Source organism: Phytopseudomonas straminea (genome assembly GCF_900112645.1).
GTDB lineage: Bacteria > Pseudomonadota > Gammaproteobacteria > Pseudomonadales > Pseudomonadaceae > Aquipseudomonas > Aquipseudomonas straminea.
Genome location: NZ_FOMO01000004.1, coordinates 298,025 through 318,162, shown reverse-complemented (window position 1 = coordinate 318,162; position 20,138 = coordinate 298,025). Strand labels below are relative to the sequence as shown.

The 20,138-nt window shown below is 63.7% G+C and carries 18 protein-coding genes; 12 read left to right on the top strand and 6 right to left on the bottom strand.

Features of this window, described 5'->3' with window-relative positions; translation table 11 throughout:
• Nucleotides 1-25 precede the first annotated feature (25 nt).
• Nucleotides 26-1,036, top strand: coding sequence for a TRAP transporter substrate-binding protein (locus tag BM279_RS11980; protein ID WP_093504005.1), 1,011 nt, complete (start codon nt 26-28; stop codon nt 1,034-1,036).
• 2 nt (nt 1,037-1,038) lie between these two features.
• Entirely contained in the window at nt 1,039-1,998 is a 960-nt protein-coding gene (locus BM279_RS11975) for an amidohydrolase family protein (protein ID WP_093504004.1), read from the top strand.
• Nucleotides 1,999-2,044: 46 nt separating this feature from the next.
• Here the strand turns inward: BM279_RS11975 and BM279_RS11970 are convergent, their stop codons facing one another.
• A complete protein-coding gene (locus BM279_RS11970; protein WP_093504002.1) occupies nt 2,045-2,998 on the bottom strand; it encodes a hypothetical protein in 954 nt (317 codons plus the stop codon).
• Nucleotides 2,999-3,553: 555 nt separating this feature from the next.
• On the opposite strand from BM279_RS11970, the gene BM279_RS11965 reads away from it, so the two are divergent.
• Nucleotides 3,554-4,729 (top strand): L-rhamnonate dehydratase, encoded by a 1,176-nt coding sequence (locus BM279_RS11965; RefSeq protein ID WP_093504000.1) that lies wholly within the window; start codon nt 3,554-3,556, stop codon nt 4,727-4,729.
• 50 nt (nt 4,730-4,779) lie between these two features.
• On the opposite strand, the gene BM279_RS11960 is transcribed toward BM279_RS11965, so the two are convergent.
• Both BM279_RS11960 and BM279_RS11955 read right to left on the bottom strand, forming a co-directional pair.
• Entirely contained in the window at nt 4,780-6,162 is a 1,383-nt protein-coding gene (locus BM279_RS11960; protein WP_208604534.1) for a M16 family metallopeptidase, read from the bottom strand.
• Nucleotides 6,163-6,170: 8 nt separating this feature from the next.
• Nucleotides 6,171-7,814, bottom strand: coding sequence for a Na/Pi cotransporter family protein (locus BM279_RS11955; RefSeq protein ID WP_093503996.1), 1,644 nt, complete (start codon nt 7,812-7,814; stop codon nt 6,171-6,173).
• A gap of 397 nt (nt 7,815-8,211) precedes the next feature.
• Here BM279_RS11955 and BM279_RS11950 point away from each other — a divergent pair, with 397 nt between their 5' ends.
• Both BM279_RS11950 and prfH read left to right on the top strand, forming a co-directional pair.
• A complete protein-coding gene (locus BM279_RS11950) occupies nt 8,212-9,348 on the top strand; it encodes an RNA ligase RtcB family protein (RefSeq protein WP_093503994.1) in 1,137 nt (378 codons plus the stop codon).
• A complete protein-coding gene (gene prfH / locus BM279_RS11945; protein WP_093503992.1) occupies nt 9,348-9,974 on the top strand; it encodes a peptide chain release factor H in 627 nt (208 codons plus the stop codon). Before BM279_RS11950 ends, prfH begins: the two co-directional genes overlap by 1 nt.
• Before the next feature lie 58 nt (nt 9,975-10,032).
• On the opposite strand, the gene BM279_RS11940 is transcribed toward prfH, so the two are convergent.
• From BM279_RS11940 to BM279_RS11930, 3 genes are all read right to left on the bottom strand, one after another.
• Complete coding sequence (locus BM279_RS11940; protein ID WP_093503990.1) at nt 10,033-10,806, bottom strand: TerC family protein; 774 nt, start codon at nt 10,804-10,806, stop codon at nt 10,033-10,035.
• Between the two features lie 90 nt (nt 10,807-10,896).
• A complete protein-coding gene (locus tag BM279_RS11935) occupies nt 10,897-12,201 on the bottom strand; it encodes a CitMHS family transporter (protein WP_093503988.1) in 1,305 nt (434 codons plus the stop codon).
• 294 nt (nt 12,202-12,495) lie between these two features.
• Nucleotides 12,496-13,410 (bottom strand): AEC family transporter, encoded by a 915-nt coding sequence (locus BM279_RS11930; RefSeq protein ID WP_093503987.1) that lies wholly within the window; start codon nt 13,408-13,410, stop codon nt 12,496-12,498.
• An 89-nt stretch (nt 13,411-13,499) separates the two neighbouring features.
• Here BM279_RS11930 and BM279_RS11925 point away from each other — a divergent pair, with 89 nt between their 5' ends.
• The 7 genes from BM279_RS11925 (at nt 13,500) to BM279_RS11895 (ending at nt 20,109) form a co-directional block, all read left to right on the top strand.
• The gene (locus tag BM279_RS11925) at nt 13,500-13,904 is read left to right on the top strand and encodes a GFA family protein (protein WP_093503985.1); all 405 of its coding nucleotides are present in this window, start codon (nt 13,500-13,502) and stop codon (nt 13,902-13,904) included.
• 239 nt (nt 13,905-14,143) lie between these two features.
• Complete coding sequence (locus BM279_RS11920) at nt 14,144-16,102, top strand: methyl-accepting chemotaxis protein (RefSeq protein WP_093503983.1); 1,959 nt, start codon at nt 14,144-14,146, stop codon at nt 16,100-16,102.
• 141 nt (nt 16,103-16,243) lie between these two features.
• Nucleotides 16,244-16,633, top strand: coding sequence for a response regulator (locus BM279_RS11915; RefSeq protein WP_093503982.1), 390 nt, complete (start codon nt 16,244-16,246; stop codon nt 16,631-16,633).
• A gap of 93 nt (nt 16,634-16,726) precedes the next feature.
• Nucleotides 16,727-17,080: a hypothetical protein gene (locus BM279_RS11910; RefSeq protein WP_093503980.1), complete on the top strand. Its 354-nt coding sequence runs from the start codon at nt 16,727-16,729 to the stop codon at nt 17,078-17,080.
• Between the two features lie 131 nt (nt 17,081-17,211).
• Complete coding sequence (locus BM279_RS11905) at nt 17,212-18,180, top strand: XdhC family protein (RefSeq protein ID WP_093503978.1); 969 nt, start codon at nt 17,212-17,214, stop codon at nt 18,178-18,180.
• 2 nt (nt 18,181-18,182) lie between these two features.
• Nucleotides 18,183-18,734 carry a nucleotidyltransferase family protein gene (locus tag BM279_RS11900; protein WP_093503976.1) on the top strand — a complete coding sequence of 184 codons (552 nt, stop codon included), beginning with the start codon at nt 18,183-18,185 and terminating at the stop codon, nt 18,732-18,734.
• Nucleotides 18,735-18,996: 262 nt separating this feature from the next.
• Entirely contained in the window at nt 18,997-20,109 is a 1,113-nt protein-coding gene (locus BM279_RS11895) for a metallophosphoesterase (protein ID WP_093503974.1), read from the top strand.
• The last annotated feature ends 29 nt before the right edge of the window (nt 20,110-20,138 follow it).

The window sequence follows — 20,138 nt, the reverse complement described above, 5'->3', positions numbered from 1 at the left end:
TCCCGTGCTTTCGGAGAACAACAAGATGAACAACGCATTCACTCGTACCCTGGCCGCCCTCGGCCTGGCCCTGTTGCTGCCAGGGCTGGCCGCCCATGCCGACGAACGCAGCTTCAAGCTCAGCGCCGGTGACCCCATCGACGCCCCGGGGCCGCAAGGCGCCAAGCTGTTCGCCGAACACCTGAAGGAGGGCAGCGGCGGCGCGATGAACGTCAAGGTGTTCCCGTCGGCGATGCTCGGCAACGATGTGCAGATGCTCGGCGCGCTGCCGGCCGGCACCATCGAGTTCGCCCTGGTGGGCGCGCCGACGCTGGTCGGGCTGGTCAAGGAGTTCGGCGTGCTGGACCTGCCGTACCAGTTCAATTCCACCGCCGAGGTGGACGCCATGCTCGACGGGCCGATGGGCCAGCAACTGTTGGCCAAGCTGGAAGCCAAGGGGCTGGTCGGCCTGGGTTTCTGGGAGATCGGTTTTCGCAACCTGACCAACAGCAAACGGCCCATCGACAAGTGGGAAGACCTCAAGGGCCTGAAGATCCGTACCGTGCAAAGCCCGGTGTTCCGTACCTTCTTCGATCACCTGGGCGCCAATGCCCAGCCGATGCCGATCAACGAAGTGTTCAGCGCCCTTGAGATGCACGCCATCGACGGCCAGGAGAACCCCATTTCGCTGATTGCCACCCAGCGCTACAACGAAGTGCAGAAGTACCTGACCCTTAGCGAACACATCTACACCGCCTACGTGCTGTTGATGAGCAAGAAGACCTGGGACTCGCTCGACGACGCCCAGCGCGCCCAGGTGCGCAAGGCCGCCGAGCAGGCACGTGGCGAGCAGCGTGAGCTGGCGCGCAAGGCCAACAGCGAGAAGCTCGCCGAACTCAAGGACAGCGGCATGCAGGTCAATGCGCTCAGCGACGAGCAGCGCCAGCGCTTCGTCGACCAGGCCAAGGTGGTCACCGAACAGGTCAGCGGCAGCATCGACGCCGAGTTCGTCAGCGCCTGGCAGACCGAACTGCAGCGCCTGCGTGGAGCCAACTGAAAATGACCGAGTGCCTGCACCAGCGCCTCGGTCTGCCGTATGCGGCAGGCGGGCAGCGGCTGATCGATGCCCATCATCACCTGTGGAATCTCGACAGCCACCGCTACCCCTGGTTGCAGGACGAGGTCGACCCGGGCTTCTTTCTCGGCGACTACGCGCCGCTGCGGCGTAACTACCTGCCCGAGGACTACCTGGCCGACAGCGCTGGCCAGCGGGTGCTGGCCACGGTGCACTGCGAGGCCGAGCACGACCGCGCCGATCAGGTGGCGGAAACCCGCTGGATACACGAGCAACATGCTCGCTACGGTTTTCCCAATGCGGTGGTCGCCCACGTCTGGTTCCACCGCCCGGAATGCGAGGAGGTGCTTGGCCGGCATCTGGAATATCCGCTGCTGCGCGGCATTCGCAGCAAACCGGTGACGGCGCCGCGCCCCGAGCTGGCTGCCAGCGTACGCGGCCAGAGCGGCAGCATGCAGGACGAGGCCTGGCTACGCGGCTTCGAACTGCTGGCCAGGCACGGGCTTTCCTGGGATTTGCGCGTACCGTACTGGCATCTGCAGGAAGCCGCCGAGGTGGCGGCCGCCTTTCCCGAGGTGCCCATCGTGCTCAACCACATGGGCTTTCCCTGGGATCGCAGCCCCGCCGGGCTCGACGGCTGGCGCGCCGGCATGGCCGCGCTGGCGGGGCAGCCGAACGTCAGCGTGAAGGTCTCCGAACTGGGCCTGCGGGATCAACCCTGGACGCTGGAAGGCAACCGCGGGGTGATCGAAGAAACCCTGGCGTTGTTCGGCATTGAGCGCTGCCTGTTTGCCAGCAACTACCCGGTGGCGGGTTTGCGTATTGGCTACGACGAGCTGGTCACGGCGCTGCAGACCATTCTTGCCGGCTACGACGAGGCGCAGCGCGATGGCTTCTTCTGGCGCAATTCGCGGGATTTCTATCGGATCGAGCTGGACGAGTAGTCTGCCAGACGTATGCAGCGGGGACGGTCGAAGGCATCCGGCTTCGTCACCGTCCCATGCTATCGATGCTTAGGTAGAGCGACAGCCAAGGGTGTTCACTTTGAGTGGCTTTGGTCTTTTCGATCAGCGAATGGATAAGCCTGAGGGGCATCGTTTCAGAGGCCAGTTCCTCAACGGAAACGTTTTTCCAGGTACCCGAACCATCTTTGCCAACCATAAAGGCCAGTAAGGGTTTGCCCTGGCTATCCAGATTCTGATATTCGGGTAGTGTTGGCAGCTTCGCCGGATCATTGCGCACTGCCGCGACTGCAATAGCCTCGAGTTGCACGGCTGTGGGCCATTTTTTCCATGCCTTCTCTGCCTCGCTCATGGTGCCTTCCAGCTTTGCATCGCGCAGAAAACTGATTACATAAGATCCCGCCAAGTCTTCGGATCTTCTTAATCTTTCACTCAAATCATAGGTTTCATTGCGATACAGCATGTCGCGATTGGTCATTTCCAGAAAGGCTACCTGGCGCTCTGCTGGGGTAAAAAGTCCTGAGTCGTTGAAGGAAATTTTTGAAAGTGTCACGCGATCTAGTGACGCGAAGGGATTTTCTGCCGTTTGGGAGTCATAGAGTTTCTCCTCCTGGTAATGGTGGTCGAGGAGGTAGTTGGCTGCCTGCTTGGCCAGCGCCTGCCGCTCATGGCTGAGGTCGTCTGGCAACGCCTGGACAAAATCGGCGTTCTTGCCCTGTTCCCTGATCTGCTGATGGTTACCGTCCAGAAACGCATCGAAATCGGCGGCAGCGCTGGTACTTCCCGTGGACTCGCTCTTGAGTAAAAGCGATATCTTCGTGGCAGTGGGCGAGAGGGTTACCGTGACGCCTGAGGAGCTGTAGACAGGCTGTCTACTGGGCGCTGACGTGCTTTTTCCGACATCGTTCTGAACGACCTTGATCGAAGCGCCCGCCGTGACCGAGCGGCTTGCCAGCAGGCTGTCCACGCTGAAGTTGGTCATATCCATGTCCTTTGGATTTTGCTGGCCCGGGCGCGCCAATGAGCCCAGGTACGCGATGCGATTTTTCCTTCACTATCACATCGGCCGCTTGCGGAGAGTCTTGAGGGCTGTCGCTTCTGGCTGACACTAGCGGTCATGGGCATAGATGGTTGGTATGTGTGGCGCATCTCAGCCTGATACTGCTTCGCCCCTCTTTTGACGATCAGTGCCGCACCCGAACCGTCGGGCGATAACACCCGCGCGTCTTTTGCCGTTCCAGGCATTTCCTGTGGTTATCACCGAATGCGCATAAGTGATTATCCGCCACCGTGCGCCGTGGCTAGAGTCGTCGGCAACAGGCAGCTCGGCTGCCGCCGTAGACCAACAAGAAGCCGGCCCTGATCGCCAGGGCAAAAAGCGGCAACAAGGAATCGACCATGACACCGATGGCATCGGCCAGAGCGCTGGCCTTGCTGTGCTCGCCACCTCTTTTCAGTTTCCCGCTCAACCAACCCCGTCGTATCGCCGAGAGCCAGTCTCTGCCGGTCGCCCGTCTATCGTGAAAGGAGCCGTACCATGAAAATAAAATCCATCCGTACCCGCGTTTTTGAGTGGAAGGGCGAGGTCGTGCCGCCCCAGGCGCACTTCTGCACCAACGCCAGCGATATTCTGTTCGAGAAGGGCGATGCCATGGGCTCGTTCCGTTTCCACGGCTGGCTGGTTGTGGAGGTGGAGACCGACAACGGCATCGTCGGCATCGGTAACTGCGCCCTGGCACCGCGTGTGGCCAAGGAAATCATCGACACGTACCTGGCGCCCATCGCCATCGGCGAGGACCCGTTCGACAACGAGTACATCTGGCAGAAGATGTATCGCCAGAGCCACGCCTGGGGCCGCAAGGGCATCGGCATGGCGGCGATCTCGGCGATCGACATCGCCATCTGGGACATCATGGGCAAGGCGGTGAACAAGCCGGTGTTCAAGCTGCTCGGCGGGCGCACCAAGGAAAAGATCTGGACCTACGCCTCCAAGCTCTACGCCAACGACAACCTCGACCTGTTCCTCGAAGAAGCCCAGGGCTATTTGAACCAGGGCTTCAATGCTCTGAAGATGCGCTTCGGCTACGGCCCGAAAGACGGCCCGGCGGGCATGCGCCGCAATATCGAGCAGGTGCGTGCGCTGCGTGAACTGGCCGGCCCGGACGTGGACATCATGCTCGAGTGCTACATGGGCTGGACCCTGGAATACGCCCGCCGCATGCTGCCAAAGCTCGCCGAGTTCGAGCCGCGCTGGCTGGAAGAGCCGGTGATCGCCGACGACCTGGAAGGCTACATCGAGCTGAAGAAGATGGGCATCATGCCGATCTCCGGTGGCGAGCACGAGTTCACTTCGTACGGCTTCAAGGAGATGCTCGAACGCCGCGCCGTGGACGTGATCCAGTACGACACCAACCGCGTGGGCGGCATCACCGCGGCGCGCAAGATCAACGCCATGGCCGAGGCCTGGTCGGTGCCGGTGATTCCCCATGCCGGGCAGATGCACAACTACCACCTGACCATGTCGACCACCGCGTCGCCAATGGCCGAGTTCTTCCCGGTGTTCGACGTCGAGGTCGGTAACGAGCTGTTCTACTACGTGTTCAAGGGCGAGCCGGCGCCGGTCAATGGCTATATCCAGCTGGATGACCACAAGCCCGGCCTGGGCCTGGAGATCTCCGAAGAGTACCTGAGCGAGTTCAACATCATCGAGTGAGCCGCAGTGCGTTTGCAGCAGCGAGAGCCCCGGCCATCCGGGGCTTTTCGTTAGCGACGGCGCAGCAGGCTGACCAGACCGATCAGGGCCAGCAGCAGAATCACCACCGCCACCGCACCCCCCCCATACAGACCGGTGGTGCTCAGTAACGGTTGTTCGACGCGCTGGTAGCTCGGCTGTTTGAGCAGCAGGTTCAGCGCGGCATCCAATTGGGCGGTATGGATCTTGCGCAGCTCCGGTGCCGGGTCGGCGAAGTGGCCTTCTTCGTAGCTGCCGAGCGAGCTCCAGTAGGTGTCGGCCAGAGCGCTGTTGCCCTGTGCAGTCCAGTTCTGGCGGGCGAGGGCGACGTTGCGCAGGCGCTCGACGGTGGCGTCGTCCAGCCCGTCCTTGGCGAGGCGTTGCAGCAGGTCATGCAGGCGCTGCCCGGTTTGCGCCACGTCCGCACGGTCCACCTCGGCGCTGATGCTGAAGAAGCTGCTGCTGCCGTAGGCGCTGCGCTCCACTTCGGGGCTGTAGGCCAGGCCGTGCTCGATGCGCAGATCTTTGTATACGGCCCACTGCAGGTAGTCGCGCAGCAGTTGCCAGGTGCCCTGGTCGAGTTCGCCGACCCAGGGCTCGGTGAAGATCAGGTTCACCTGGGCGGTATCACCGAGCAGGCCGGTGATCAGTGTGCGTTCAGGCTCGGCATGGCCGTTGCTTTCCGGCAATTCGCGCAGCTCCGGCATCGGGCCGGGCGGCAGTTCGCCGAAGCGCCGTTCGAGGTAGGCGGGCAGGCGGCGATCCAGATCACCGACCATGATCAGGGTCATGTTGTTGGCCACGTACCATTGCTCGCGCAGGCGCTCCAGGGCCGCGGCGTCCAGGCGCTCCAGCGAGTCCTGTTCGGCGCAGGCCTGGCCAAGTTCGGCGGCCAGCTGTTCGGTGGCGTCGTTGCGCTTGCTCGACGCGCCCAGCAGGCGCTGCCAGGCAGCCGGGTGTTCGCCGTTCTCGTGGACGATCACCCGTTTGGCCGCGTCGATGCGTTCGGGCGTGAGTTCGGTGTTGAACAGCGCGGCGAGCAGCAGGTCCAGCGCCGCCCGCTGGTTGGCGGCAGGCACTTCGAGGACGAAGGTGGTGTCGCTGTCGCGGGTGAAGGCATTCCAGTCGCCACCCAGGGCCTGCATACGTTCTTCCAGGCCGGCTTCGCCGCTGGCGTCGATGCCGCTGAACAGCAGGTGTTCGAGCAGGTGCGGCAGTTCCTTGTGGTCGCAGTCGAACTGGTCGAAGCCGACGCCGACCACCAGGCGAATCGACACGTGGCCGCGGTCGCTGGTGGGCTTGAGGATCAGCTGCAGGCCGTTGTCCAGCGGGTAGCCTTCGACCTTCAGGTAGTCCGCTGCCCATAGCGGGCCACACAGCATCAGGCCCAGCAGCAGCGCCAGTGAGCGGGCCATGGCCCGCACTATTCGCCACCCTCTTCGGCGAGCAGGGCGCCGGTGTCCTGGTTACCAAGTACGGCGTAGGCGCTTGCGCAAAACAGCGAGTTGAGGCGTTTCATGTCGTCGATCAGTTCCAGGTGCAGAGAGCTGGTTTCCAGACTCTTGACCACCTGCTTATGCAGACGTTCGACATGTAAATGGGTGAGCCGGCGCTCCTGGATGCGGAAGCGGCGCTTCTCGCGCAGCAGTTGCCGTGCGGCATCGGCGTCAGCCGAGAAGAACACCGACAGGCCCAGGCGCAGGTTGCCGAGCAGGCGCTCGTGCAGGGCGATGAGTTCCTCCAGGCCACTGTCGGAGAAGGCATGGCGCTGGGCGGTTTTCTCGTCCTGGATCTTGCCGAGCATGCGCTCGATCAGATCACCCGAGCGCTCCAGATTCGAGGAGAACTCGATGATCTCGGCCCAGCGATGGCGGTCGGTTTCGCTCAAGTCTTCCTGGGACACCTGGGCGAGGTAGAGCTTCACCGCGTTGTACAGCGCATCGATGTCGTCGTCGATACGGCGCAGGTCCTTGGCGAGGATCGGCTGGCTGCCTCGCAGGGCATCCTGCAGATGGCCGAGCATGGTGTCGACCAGATCGCCGATGCGCAGTGTCTCGCGCACCGCATTGGCCAGCGCCAGGGTGGGTGTGGAGAGCGCGGTAGTGTCGAGGTGGCGGGGCTTGGCGACAGCGTTGACGTCCGGGCGGTCGGGCAGCAGCCAGTTGCAGAAGCGCGCCATCAGATTCAGGGTCGGCAGCATCAGCAGGCAGCGCAGGGTGTTGTAGAGCACGTGGAAGCCGATCACCAGCTCGGCCGGGTGCCAGTTCAGGCTGTCCAGCCAGTGCGCCAGCGGGTCGAGCACCGGGATCACCAGAATCAGGCCGATCAGCTTGTAGAGCAGGCTGCCCAGGGCCACGCGGCGGCCGGCTTGGCTCTGCATACTGGCGTTGAGAAAGGCCAGCACGCCGCTGCCGATGTTGGCGCCGATCACCAGGCCGATGGCCACCGGCAGGCCGATCACCCCGGAGCCGGTCAACGTGGCGGTGAGCAGAACCGCAGCCAGGCTGGAGTAGGAAATCAGCGCGAACAGCGCGCCAACCACCGCATCGAGCAGCACATCGCCGGTCAGCGAGGCGAACAGCACGTGGATGCCCTTGGCCTCGGTGATTGGCGTGGCGGCGGTGACGATCAACTGCAGGGCGAGGATCATCAGGCCCAGGCCGATGCCCACGCGGCCGAGCTGGCCGGCGCGGGTCTGCTTGCGCGACAGGAAGAACACCACGCCGAGAAAGATCAGCAGCGGCGACAGCCAGCTGAGGTCGAAGGTCAGCACCCGGGCCATCAGCGCGGTGCCGACATCGGCGCCAAGCATGATCGCCAGCGCCGGGGTCAGCGCCATCAGGCCCTGGCCCACGAACGAGGTGACCAGCAGCGCCGTGGCGTTGCTGCTCTGCACCAGCGCGGTCACGGCGATGCCGGCGACGAAGGCCATCGGCCGCTTGCCGACGTTGTGGCTGAGCACGCGGCGCAACTGCGAGCCGTACACCCGCAGGATGCCGGTGCGCACGATATGGGTGCCCCAGATGAGCAGGGCAATGGCGGACAACAGATTGAGCAGCGTCAACATCACGCATCTCCCTGATATGCAGATTCGATCCCGGTACTTGGGATACTGCCGATGACGGCGTTCGCGCAGGTGTGGTCACCAACACCGCTGCCTATTACAAGCTGTAGTTGGAGAAGCGCAGGTTGCCAAGCAAGGAGTGGACCGCCGCCTGGCCGGCAGGTTGCGCGGTGCGTCAGTCAATCACCGTGCTCTGTTGCAAGCGAGCGCCAATGCGCCTAGCATGCGCGCCTTCTCTCAACCGACAGCAAAGGAGGCACATCATGCAGCAGCTGATCACCCTTTGCAGGTCGCGCCTGGCTTGATCGCATTCGCCGCTCCTCGTTAGCGGCGCCGCAACGCCCGGCCTCTGGCCTGCCAATCCGAACATCTTTCTGTTTCAACCCATCAGGATTGGACTATGGGCAATTGCATTCGCAATCTGTCCGACGGCGCCGTATTGGTCGCCGCGGACGACACCTGGATCGAAGGAAAAGCGATCCAGCAACTTGAAACCACCGCTCGCTTAGCGGGCATGCATCGGGTGGCCGGCATGCCGGATCTGCATCCGGGGCGTGGCTACCCGGTTGGTGCGGCATTCTTTTCCGTAGGGCGTTTTTACCCGGCGCTGGTCGGTAACGACATTGGCTGCGGCATGGCGCTGTGGCGCACGGACATACCGACCGCCAAGCTGCATCTGGACAAGCTGGAGAAGCGCCTCGGCAACCTCGACCTGCCACTCGACGAGAGCTGGCAGGAAGCGGTTGGCGCGTTCGGTTTGCCGGTCACGGGGCACGAGCGCTCTCTCGGCACCATCGGCGGCGGTAACCATTTCGCTGAACTGCAGCAACTCGATGAAAGCTACGACGATGCTGCGCTAACAGCCTTGAACATTGAGCGTAAACACCTGCTGTTGCTGGTGCACAGCGGCTCGCGCGGCCTCGGTGAAGCGATCCTGCGTGAGCAGGTCGACCTGTTCGGCCATCAGGGCCTGGAGGCGGGCAGCGATGCCAGCAGCCATTACCTGAGCCGACACGACGGCGCGCTGCGTTTCGCTGAAGCCAACCGCCAGCTGATCGCCCGGCGCATGCTCGAGCGCTTGCGTGCTGATGGCGAGAGGGTGCTCGATATCAACCACAACCTGGTCTCGCCAGCGCGTATCGATGGCCTCGATGGCTGGCTGCACCGCAAGGGCGCCACGCCGTCGGATCAGGGCGCGGTGGTGATCCCTGGTTCGCGCGGCGACTACAGCTACCTGGTGCAGCCGATCGCCGATGAGCGCAGCCTGCTGTCCCTGGCCCATGGCGCCGGGCGCAAATGGATGCGCAGCGAGTGCAAGGATCGCCTCGCCGCGCGTTACAGCGTCGAGCAACTGAGCCGCACCGCACTCGGTAGCCGGGTGATCTGCGCCGACCGCGCGCTGATCTACGAGGAAGCGCCCGAGGCCTACAAGGCCATCGACTCAGTCGTCGGCGCCTTGCGTGAGGCGGGGCTGGTTCGCGTGCTAGCGCGACTGAAACCGGTGCTGACCTACAAGACGCGAGGAGGGTGCTGCTGATGATCCTTTTACAGCTATCAGCGGCCCAAGGGCCGGACGAGTGTGCGTTGGCAGTGGCCAAGGCGTTACCCAGGCTGCAGGGCGAAGCGGACGAGTTGGGCGTGACGGTGCGGGTACTCGAAGACGAACCGGGGCCGCGGCGCGGCACCCTGCGTTCGGTATTGCTGGCGCTGGAAGGCGAGCAGGCCGAGGGGCTGGCCGGTGACTGGACGGGTTCGCTGCAGTGGATCTGCCCCAGCCCCTACAGGCCCGGCCATGCTCGCAAGAACTGGTTCTTCGGTGGTGCGCAATTCACTGCGCCAGCGCCGGAACTGGCCGGCGAAATCCGTTTCGAAACCCTGCGCTCGTCGGGGCCGGGTGGCCAGCACGTCAACACCACCGACTCGGCGGTGCGTGCCATCCATGTGGCCAGCGGCATCAGCGTCAAGGTGCAGAGCGAGCGCAGCCAGCACGCCAACAAGCGCCTGGCGCTGCTGCTGATCGCCCAGCGCCTCGCCCTGCGCGCCCAGGCGCAAGCCGATGCCGCGCGGGCGCAACGTCGTGATGCGCACCTGCAGGTCGAGCGGGGCAACCCGCAGCGGGTGTTTCGTGGTGAGCGCTTCGAGCCCGCAGCGGATCGAGTCTGAGCGCATAAAAAAACGGGGCCGTCGAGGCCCCGTTTTTCATTGCACCGGCGTCAGCCGATCACTGCCCCGGAACGTCCTTGCGCAGTTTTACCGGCTCCGGGTCGGCCTTGCCTTCGGCGCGGCGGCGGGCGGTGCGCATGCGGATGTTCAGCGCTTCCACGGCCAGGGAGAAGGCCATGGCGAAGTAGACGTAGCCTTTGGGTACGTGCACGTCGAAGCTCTCGGCGATCAACACGGTGCCGACCACGATGAGGAACGACAGGGCCAGGATCTTCAGGCTCGGGTGCTTCTCGATGAAGTCGCTGATGGTGCCGGCGCAGATCATCATCACGATGACCGCCACGACGATGGCCGCGACCATGACCGGTACATGGGAGACCATGCCGACCGCGGTGATGACCGAGTCCAGCGAGAAGACGATGTCGATGATGGCGATCTGGATGATGGTACCGAGGAACTGCTTGCCGGCGCCCGAGGGTTGCTCGGTGCTTTCTTCCTCGCCTTCCATGCCGTGGTAGATCTCGGTGCTGCTCTTCCACAACAGGAACAGGCCGCCGAAGAACAGGATCAGGTCACGGCCGGAAATGCCCTGGCCGAACACATGGAACAGGTCGGTGGTCAGGCGCATGATCCAGGTGATGGACAGCAGCAGCATGATGCGCGTGACCATGGCCAGGGCCAGGCCGAAGAACCGGGTGCGCGCCTGCATGTGCGGCGGCATGCGCGACACCAGAATGGCGATCATGATGATGTTGTCGATACCCAGGACGATTTCCAGGGCCGTCAGAGTCAGGAAAGCAACCCAGATTTCCGGGTTGGTGAGCCATTCCATTAGAGGTTCCTTGTGATGATAGAAAACTGGCGCAGGGCCATCGGCACGAATGCCGAAGTCTAGCGCCAGAGATGTGAAATTTTCGTCAAATCAGCTGCCGAACAGCGGAAATACCCCCAGCACCAGAGCAGCGGTCAGGATCGCCATGCAGATCAGGATCGCCCATTTCAGGGTGAAGCGCTGCAGGTCACCGAATTCGATCTTGGCCAGACCGATCAGCAGGTAGGTGGACGGCACCAGCGGACTGAGCAGGTGCACCGGTTGGCCGACGATGGAGGCGCGGGCCATTTCCACAGCGCTGATGCCGTAGCCGGAGGCCGCCTGGTTCAGCACCGGCAGAATGCCGTAGTAGAACGCATCGTTGGACATGAAGAAGGTGAACGGCATGCTCACCAGCGCGGTGATGACCGCCAGATGCGGACCGAGGGCGTCCGGGATGACCGCCAGCAGGCTCTTGGACATGGCGTCGACCATGCCGGTGCCGCTGAGGATGCCGGTGAAGATGCCTGCCGCGAAAATCAGCCCGACCACCGCCAGCACGTTGCCGGCATGGGCGGATATACGGTCCTTCTGCTGCTGCAGGCAGGGGTAATTGATGATCATGGCGATGCTGAAGGCGATCATGAACAGCACCGGCATTGGCAGCAGGCCGGCGATCAGGGTAGCCATCAGCACGATGGTCAGCAGGGCGTTGATCAGGATCAGTTTCGGGCGACGGGCTTCCGGGAACTGGGAAACGCTGATCTCGTTCTGGGTGATCTTGCCTTCCGGCAGTTGCAGCACGCCCAGACGCTTGCGCTCACGCAGACCGTAGAGGTACGCCACGGCGAACAGCACGATGGCGCCGACGATCATGCCGGGAATCATCGGCACGAACACGTCAGACGGGTCCACGTGCAGGGCACTGGCCGCGCGGGCGGTCGGGCCGCCCCAGGGGGTCATGTTCATGATGCCGCCGGCCATGATGATCAAGCCGGCCATGATGGTCGGGCTCATTTTCAGGCGGCTGTACAGCGGCAGCATGGCGCCGACGCAGATCATGTAGGTGGTCGAGCCGTCGCCATCCAGGGAGACGATCAGCGCCAGGGCCACGGTGCCGACCGCGACTTTCAGCGGGTCACCCTTGACCAGTTTGAGAATCAGGCGCACGGGCGGATCGAACAGGCCCGAGTCGATCATGATGGCGAAGTAGAGGATGGCGAACATCAGCATTACGCCGGTGGGCGCGAGCTTGCTGATGCCTTCGAGCATCATCGGGCCGATCTGTGCGGCGAAGCCGCCGATCAGGGCGAAGATGATCGGGATGATGATCAGGGCGATCAACGCCGACAGGCGTTTGCTCATGATCAGGTACATGAAGGTGGAAACCATGGCGAAGCCAAGGAATGTGAGCATGGTGTTTCTCCGGACGTTATTCGGCTAGGTGCGGGTAATGCGCGAAAGGGCTAGCGTGGAAGCGAGCGGAGAAGAAGCAGGCGTGAGGAGCTGGGGCGAAGCATGGTTGGTTACCTGTTTTGTTCTTGTTGACGGCAGCTGCGGGCCTCACTGGCGGCAGCTCATCGACCAATCTGTGTTGGTCAGTGAGCAGATGCTAGAGCACGAAGCTTTCAGCCAGCTTTCGTCGAAGACAGGTAAACGGGGCAGCAGTGGCTCGCTCGCGAGGCCCCTGTAGGCCACGCGAGCCGTGGCCTAGAGGATGATGTCCAGCGTCAGCAATACGCCGACAAGCGAAGCGGCAGCCAGCAGATGCTGCAAGGTGATGATGCCGGCCATCAGGTTGGCATCACCGCCCAACTGACGGGTCAGCACATAGGCGGTCGGTGCGGTGGGCAGGGCGAAGAACAGCACCAGTACGGTGCTTTCCATGGCCGGCAACTGCAGTCCGACGGCCACCGCCAGGGCCAGTAGCGGCATCAGCAGCAGGCGCAGCAGGCTGTTCCAGACCAGGGCCGGTACCTCGCCTCCCAACTGCTCGGGTTTCAGCGCCGCGCCCACGCACAATAGGCCCAGGGGCAGGCTGGCAGCGGCGAGCAGGCTGAGCAGTCGACCGCTGCCGCCGGGCAAGCCCAGGCCGCTCAGGTTGACCAGTGCACCGGCCAGGCAGGCGAGAATCAGCGGGTTGCGGATGATCGGCAGCAGCAGACTGCGCGCACTGACGCCGCGCTCGGCGGTCAGCGACCACACCGAGAGCACGTTGACGGTCGGCACCATCAGCGCCAGCATCAACGCGGCCAGGGTTAGGCCCGGCTGGCCGAACAGGCTGCCCACGGCAGCCAGGCCCAGGTAGGTGTTGAAACGCAGAATGCCCTGGCTGAAGGCGCCGAAGCGCGCCGCCGGCCAGCCGCGCAGGCGCCGCACCACCAGTAGCGCCAGCCAGGCAATGCCCAAGCCGAGCAACACGGCCAGGGCCATGCGCGGCAGTTGTGGGTTGTCCAGCGGTGCGGTGGCCAGGCTGTTGAACAGCAGAGCGGGAAACAGGATGAAGTAGTTGAGGCGTTCGGCGCCTGGCCAGAAGGCTTCGTTGGGAAAGCCCCGACGGCTGAGCACGTAGCCGCCGACGATCAGCGCAAACAGTGGCCAGAGGGCCAAGAGCAGTTCGGTCACGGGAGCCCCCGGTGGTGGTGAGGGTGCATCTTCGCCAGTGCCGGTCGATCAGGCAAGCAGGGATTCGCGCGCGTATTCAGGAGCATGAAATGAGCGATCTGCATCAAGGCGGCTGCCAATGCGGCGCCGTGCGTTACCAGTTCCGTGCGCCGCTGCGCGATATCGCCCACTGTCACTGTTCGGTATGCCGGCGCAGCACTGGCGGCATCCTGGTGACCTGGATCACCGTGCCGCGGGCCAGCTTCACGTGGGCTTGCGGCGAGCCTGCACGCTTCGCGTCTTCGCCGACCTGCGAGCGTTATTTCTGCCCGAGCTGCGGCGCTCACCTGGCGCTGTTCACCACCCTGAGCCCGAACAGCCTGGACGTGACCATCGCCACGCTCGATCACCCCGAACACGCGGCCGCCGACCGGCATATCTGGACCCAGAGCCGTTTGCCGTGGCTGGAGATCGACCCGCTGTTGCCCCAGGAGCAACAAGAGCGGATCGACTAGCGGTGCGTAACCGATTTAGCGGCCTGCAACCTCTCGTTGCCCTGTTTCGATAGTTGGGTCGAACTTTATTAAAGATTGGGTGTCACGCGCCGATTACCCTTCTGTACCTCGTCTATTGCCTAACGTGCCGCATGCCAAATGCGTCCCCCTGTTCAACGCGCCGCGCAGACGGTGCGACAACAGGCAACCCTTCGCTTCGTAATCAGAACTGCCGAAGTAAATTGAATAGGTGAAACGTCGTGCTCAGAAACATCCCCTTGAGCCTCAAGCTCCTGCTGATTCTCGCCTGCCCGTTGCTGGGCTTTCTCTGGCTGGCCGCTCTGCAGCTCAACAGCAGCTACCAGACCTTGCAGGAGATGGAGCAGACGCAGGAGGCCAGCGTCGTCGCGCAAAAGGTAAGCCAGCTGATCACCGTATTGCAGCGTGAGCGCGGCGCCAGTGGCGTATTCCTGGGCAGCCAGGGCAAGAACATGCAAGACGTCCTGCTGCGCATGCGCGGCCAGACCGACACCGCCCTGGCCGACGCACGCGCGCTGGGCAATATCGATGCCGGGCTGAGTGAGGCGTTGGCTGCGTTGAGCGGCCTGGATGCCATGCGTGGACAGATCGACAAGCTGGCGATCAACAACCGTGAATCCGGCGCGCGCTTCACCGACATCATTCGCAAGCTGATCGGCTACACCCACGCCGTCGAGCGTTCGGTCAAGGATCCGATATTGTCGCGGGCGCTGTCCTCGCTCAACCAGTTCATCGAGATGAAGGAGCGCGCCGGCCGCGAACGCGCCATGCTCGGTGTAGTGTTCAACCAAGACCGCTTCGATGCTGACCTGCTGTCGATCTTCAGCCGCAACCTGGGCGAATTCACCGCCTATTCGGAAGGCTTCCGCCGCAACGCCTCGCCTGAGTTCGTAAGCAAACTCGACGAGAAGATGCAGCAACCCAGCGGCCTGGAAGTGGCGCGCCTGCAAAAATTGGCCTTCGAAACGCCGCTCGGCCAGCCGCTGGGCGTCAAGGCCACCGACTGGTTCCAGACCTCTACCAATCGCATCGACCTGATGGGTGAAGTGGAGAATGAGCTGGGGGGCAGTGTGTACGAGTTGGCCGCTCAAGAACGCAGCAAGGCCTCTGCCATGTTGTGGATGACGGTCATCAGCGTGCTTGTGGCCATCGCCGTGGTGGCTGCGCTTTCCTACCTGATCATCCGCAATATCAACCTGGCGGTGGGCGAGGCCAACCGTGCGCTGTTGGCGCTGTCGCAGCGTAACCTGACGGCCCGTTCGGGTTACGTCGGCAACGACGAGTTCGGCGAGATCACCCGCAACCTCAACACCATGGCCGAGGAGTTGACGCAGATCGTCCAGGAAATCGGTTCGGCCACCGCGCAGGTGGCCACCGCCGCCGAGGAGTGCTCGGCGGTCACCCTGCAAACCAGCGACAGCCTGGAGCGCCAGCGCCAGGGCACCGAGCTGGTGGTCACCGCGATCAACGAGATGAGCGCCACGGTTCGCGAGGTGGCGCAGAGCACCAACGACGCCGCGGAGATGTCACGCCAGGTCAACCTCAGCACCACCCAGGGCCGCCAGGAAATCGAGCGCACCGTTGAGGTGATTCGTGAGCTGTCGACCCAGGCCGATGACACTGCGCGCATCATCGGTGACCTCAAGCACGAGAGCGATTCGATCTCCTCGGTGCTCGACGTGATTCGCGGCATCGCCGACCAGACCAACCTGCTGGCCCTCAACGCGGCCATCGAAGCGGCGCGCGCCGGCGATCACGGTCGAGGCTTCGCAGTGGTGGCCTCCGAGGTGCGCACCCTGGCGCAGAAAACCCAGGAGTCCACCGGCAACATCCAGGAGATGATCGCCAATCTGCAGCGCGGCTCCGACCTGGCCACGCAGTCCATGCAGGAAACCCTCGGCAAGGCCCGCGCTGGTGCCAGCAACATCGAGCGCGCTGGCGACCTGCTGGCCGATATCGCCTCGGGCGTCTCCAGTATCAGCGACCGCAACATGCAGATCGCCGCGGCGGCCGAGGAGCAGAGCGCGGTGGCCGAAGACATCAACCGCAACGTGGTAGACATCAACGACGTGGCCATCCAGGTCAGTTCCGGTGCCGAGCAGACCGCCGTGACCAGCCAGGAGCTGGCGCGCCTGGCCGATCACCAGCAGAAGCTGGTGAGCCGCTTCCGCCTGGCCTGATCGCCCTGGCGAGCTGTCGCCCGTCGCAATGGCGGGCGACGATTCGGCGCTTGCAGGCCGCCAGTCGGCGCCACTAAAAATTAATGAAATCTTGCCCGATCGGGCAGGTCAGAGCCTGACCCTTACTGCCGGATCCGCGCAATGCCACTGATAGTCATAGCCGAAGACGAACGCTCGATCAGAGAGATGCTTGTGGAAATCTTCGAAGACGAAGGCCACGAGGTCAAAGCCTTCCCTTGTGCTGACGACGCCTGGGAATACCTGTCCAGCTGCGATGGTCAGGTGGACATGGTGCTCACCGATTTCAGCATGCCCGGCGACATCGACGGCATCTTTCTCGCCCACCTGATTCGTGACCGTTTCCCGGATCTGCCGATCATCATCTCCTCGGGTTTTCTCGGTGCCTCCACGGATTTCGACGGTCTCAACGTTGCGGTGATTCCCAAGCCCTGGAGCGTCAGCCAACTGCTCGCCATGTGCGCCTCGATGACACCCGGCAAGGCGCAACAGCCCGGTGCTCCACGGGGCTGATCGCCCGCATTGTTCAGCGTGGCAGATGATGGCGCGGAAAACGCGGCGGATATGTAAAATCGCCGCCCCGTTTTACTGCCGGAGATGTCCCCCTTGGCTATTCACTTCTCGCCTTCCTCGAACACCATCGCCTGTGGTCGCAGCGGCGCCAGCCTGAGCACCACCGAGGATCAGGCGCAGGTTTCCTGCAAACTTTGCCTGCGGTCGCTGGACAAGGCGGCTGCTCCGGTCGCGACCAATCGCACGCCGACCCTGGCCGAGCTGCGCGCCGCCGCCCGTGCCGCCAAAGCCCCGGCCGAAACTCCAGCTCCGACTTCAGCCCTGGCCCCTGCCAAGCCAGCCGAAAAGCCGGCCCTGAGCGTCAAGACCGCCTGGCAGCATAAGCTCGAGCAACTGCCGGGGCGCAATCGCCTGCCCCGCGGTGCCGCGCGCCAGCGCTTCGTGTAAACCGTTCGGCTGCCGATGCATTCGCCCCAAAAACACTGAACCGAAGCGCCGGCCTGGCCACCAACTTGCATGCCTGCCAGCGTGTCGATTTTGATGCGTTGGCGTAGCGCGATGGTGTTGAGGTGGTGTCGATGAAGCAACTAGACCTGCAGGTGGTTCAGCAGGCTCGCAACTGGCTTGAGCAAGGCCATGCCGTGTGGCTGTGCACGGTGCTGTCCACTTTCGGTTCGGCACCACGTGCGCCCGGGGCGATGTTGGTGGCGCTGCCGTCCGGCGAGTCCTGCGGGTCGCTGTCCGGCGGCTGCGTTGAAGAAGACTTTCTCGAGCGTGTGCAGAACGCTGGTTTCGACACCTGCAACCAGATCGTCCGTTATGGCGAAGGCGGCCTGACGCCCAACCGTGCGCTGCCCTGCGGTGGCGTGCTGGATGTGCTGATCGAGTACCTGCAACCAGGCGAAGCCGTGCAGCGCATGCTCGGCCAGGTCGAACAGGCACTTGGCGGCGGCGAGCTGCTGGTACGCGACGTGCCGCTTGGCGATGGCGCCAGCCGCTGCCGGCCCGGCAGCATGAGCGAGGCGAAGATCCAACGCAGTGCCGAGCAGGTATCGATTCGTGTTGGCGCCGTACTGCGTGTGGTGTTGGCCGGCTGGTCGCCAGTGGCCGAGTTCTGCGCCGGCTTTGCCGTGGCGCTTGGCTACGAGGTGATCGTCTGCGACCCGCGTGCTGAAGCCATCGCCGAAGTGAAGGTGGCGGGCGTGCAGGCGCTCGAAATCCTGCCCGCGCGCTTTATTGCCGAGCAGGGCGCCCACAGCGCCACCGCGATTCTGGCCCTGACCCATGACCCGCGCCTGGACGACCCGACCCTGATCGAAGCGGTCCGCACCGAAGCCTTCTACATCGGCGCCATGGGTTCTCAGCGCACCAGCGCCAAACGCCTGGATCGGCTGGCGCGCCTCGGCGGTTTGCAACCCGAAGACATGGCGCGCATCCACGCGCCCATCGGCCTGCAACTGGGCAGTAAAGCCCCGGCCGAAATCGCTCTGGCGACCCTGGCCGACGTGCTGCGGGTCGCCAACGGCATCGACCGGGGTGCGCTCTAGGCATGAGCGACGGCCCTGTGGTTATCGTGCTCGCCGCCGGGCTCGGCAGGCGCTTTCGTGCTTCCGGCGGCGAGGGCAGCAAGCTGCAGGCCGACCTGCATGGCAAGCCGGTGCTCGACCACGTGCTGGCGACGGTCAAGCGCTCGGGCCTGAAGCATCATGTGGTGCGAAGTGCTGACGGCGACGGTATGGCCGACTCGATTGCCGCCGGTGTGCGGGCCGCGGCAAGCGCATCGGGCTGGCTGATCCTGCCCGGCGATCTGCCGCTGATCGGCGAAATGAGCCTGCATCGCGTGGCCAGGGCCTTGGCCGACCAACCAGTGGTGGTGCCGACCTTCGAGGGCAACCGCGGCCACCCTGTCGGTTTTACCCGGGAATGCTTCGAGGCACTGGCCGTCCTGCGCGGCGAGGCGGGCGCTGCCTCGGTGGTGCAGTGCTATCGCGAGCAGGGCCGCGCTCTGCTGTTACCGCTCGATGATCCGGGCATCCTCACCGATGTCGATACCTTGGACGATCTGCAGTGCGTCCGTGATCTGCTGGACGCATCGCGCTAGCCGGCAGCCTTCGATTATCACTATCGACGCAAATGATGCGGTGCTGCGCGGCTTTACCGATACCCTGTATCTCGATGAACACAACGCCATGGGCTTCGAGCGAAGCCGGTGGTCTCTCCGGTTCATCATCCTTTGGTTACCGCCTCCCTGATGAGGCGGTTTTTTTTTGCCTGGGGAAAATGTCACGAAAGTGCAGTGCACCGCCGGGCCGATGCGCTGTCACAGTGGGGGCTTGCGATCCATCCTGACAGGCGAGATAACGGTGTTCCATCTGATCACGGGCGTTCTGGCCCTGTATGTATTCTGGCGAATGGTGTGGCTGCAGCGTTGGCCACAGGTGCTCAAGGTGTTGCTAGGCGTGTTGATTCTGGCGGCGGCCGAGCACCATCTGGTGACCCGCCACTTCTTCGGCAGCATGGCTTCGCCGGAGATTCCCGGCCCACTTCTGATGATGCTGGGCTGCGCCTTCGGGGCGCTGATCATCAGTGCCATGGCGTTGCTGGTTCTGGATATCGCCGCGCTGCTGCCGCGCTTTCGTAAAGCGTTGACCAAGCCTCGGCTACGCGCCACGGTTGGGGTTGCAGCCATCGCACTCTCGGCGCTGGGCGTCTGGCAGGCAGTGCGGGTGCCGGATGTGCGTGAGGTGGAAATCACCCTGGCCCAGCTACCCGCTGAACTGGACGGGCTGCAGCTGGTGCAGCTCACCGACCTGCACGCCAGCCGCCTGCTGCAGCGGCCATGGCTGGAAGCGGTGGTCGCCAAGACCAATGCGCTGGAGCCGGATCTGCTGGTGATTACCGGTGACCTGGTTGACGGCACCGTGGCGGCGCGAACCCGCGATGTCGAGCCGCTGCGCGAGTTGCACGCGCGCCTGGGTGTGTATGCGATTCCCGGTAACCATGAGTACTACGCCGAGTACCAGCAGTGGCTGGATCACTTCGCGCAGATGGGCCTGCCGATGCTGCTCAACAGCCATGTGACCATCGAGGACCGTAGCGTCAGCCTGGTGCTGGCCGGCGTTACCGATCCGGCCGCCGCGCGTTTCGGCCAGCCGCTGCCGGATATCGACGCCGCCTTGGCCGGGGTGCCGAAAGACGCCGCGGTGATTCTGCTCAGCCACCGGCCCCTGGCCGCAGCGGACAACGCCCTGGCTGGCGTCGACTTGCAGCTGTCCGGGCATACCCATGGCGGCCAGGTGCTGGGCATGCACTGGGTTACCCAGGCGTTCAACCAGGGCTATGTGTCGGGTGAGTACGCAGTGGGCAGCATGCGCCTTTACGTCAGCAACGGCACCGGCCTGTGGAACGGCTTTCCCATCCGCCTGGGCAAACCCTCGGAAATCACCCGCATCACCCTGCGCGCAGCCAAAGGCTAAGGCCTTAGAACCTGTTCAAGGTCTGCTGC

Bases quoted from the DNA above. Each gene is read 5' to 3' on its own strand.
- BM279_RS11980 (WP_093504005.1), top strand. From the start codon at position 26: ATGAACAACGCATTCACTCGTACCCTGGCCGCCCTCGGCCTGGCCCTG.
- BM279_RS11975 (WP_093504004.1), top strand. From the start codon at position 1,039: ATGACCGAGTGCCTGCACCAGCGCCTCGGTCTGCCGTATGCGGCAGGC.
- BM279_RS11970 (WP_093504002.1), bottom strand. From the start codon at position 2,998: ATGACCAACTTCAGCGTGGACAGCCTGCTGGCAAGCCGCTCGGTCACG.
- BM279_RS11965 (WP_093504000.1), top strand. From the start codon at position 3,554: ATGAAAATAAAATCCATCCGTACCCGCGTTTTTGAGTGGAAGGGCGAG.
- BM279_RS11960 (WP_208604534.1), bottom strand. From the start codon at position 6,162: ATGGCCCGCTCACTGGCGCTGCTGCTGGGCCTGATGCTGTGTGGCCCG.
- BM279_RS11955 (WP_093503996.1), bottom strand. From the start codon at position 7,814: ATGTTGACGCTGCTCAATCTGTTGTCCGCCATTGCCCTGCTCATCTGG.
- BM279_RS11950 (WP_093503994.1), top strand. From the start codon at position 8,212: ATGGGCAATTGCATTCGCAATCTGTCCGACGGCGCCGTATTGGTCGCC.
- prfH (WP_093503992.1), top strand. From the start codon at position 9,348: ATGATCCTTTTACAGCTATCAGCGGCCCAAGGGCCGGACGAGTGTGCG.
- BM279_RS11940 (WP_093503990.1), bottom strand. From the start codon at position 10,806: ATGGAATGGCTCACCAACCCGGAAATCTGGGTTGCTTTCCTGACTCTG.
- BM279_RS11935 (WP_093503988.1), bottom strand. From the start codon at position 12,201: ATGCTCACATTCCTTGGCTTCGCCATGGTTTCCACCTTCATGTACCTG.
- BM279_RS11925 (WP_093503985.1), top strand. From the start codon at position 13,500: ATGAGCGATCTGCATCAAGGCGGCTGCCAATGCGGCGCCGTGCGTTAC.
- BM279_RS11915 (WP_093503982.1), top strand. From the start codon at position 16,244: ATGCCACTGATAGTCATAGCCGAAGACGAACGCTCGATCAGAGAGATG.
- BM279_RS11905 (WP_093503978.1), top strand. From the start codon at position 17,212: ATGAAGCAACTAGACCTGCAGGTGGTTCAGCAGGCTCGCAACTGGCTT.
- BM279_RS11900 (WP_093503976.1), top strand. From the start codon at position 18,183: ATGAGCGACGGCCCTGTGGTTATCGTGCTCGCCGCCGGGCTCGGCAGG.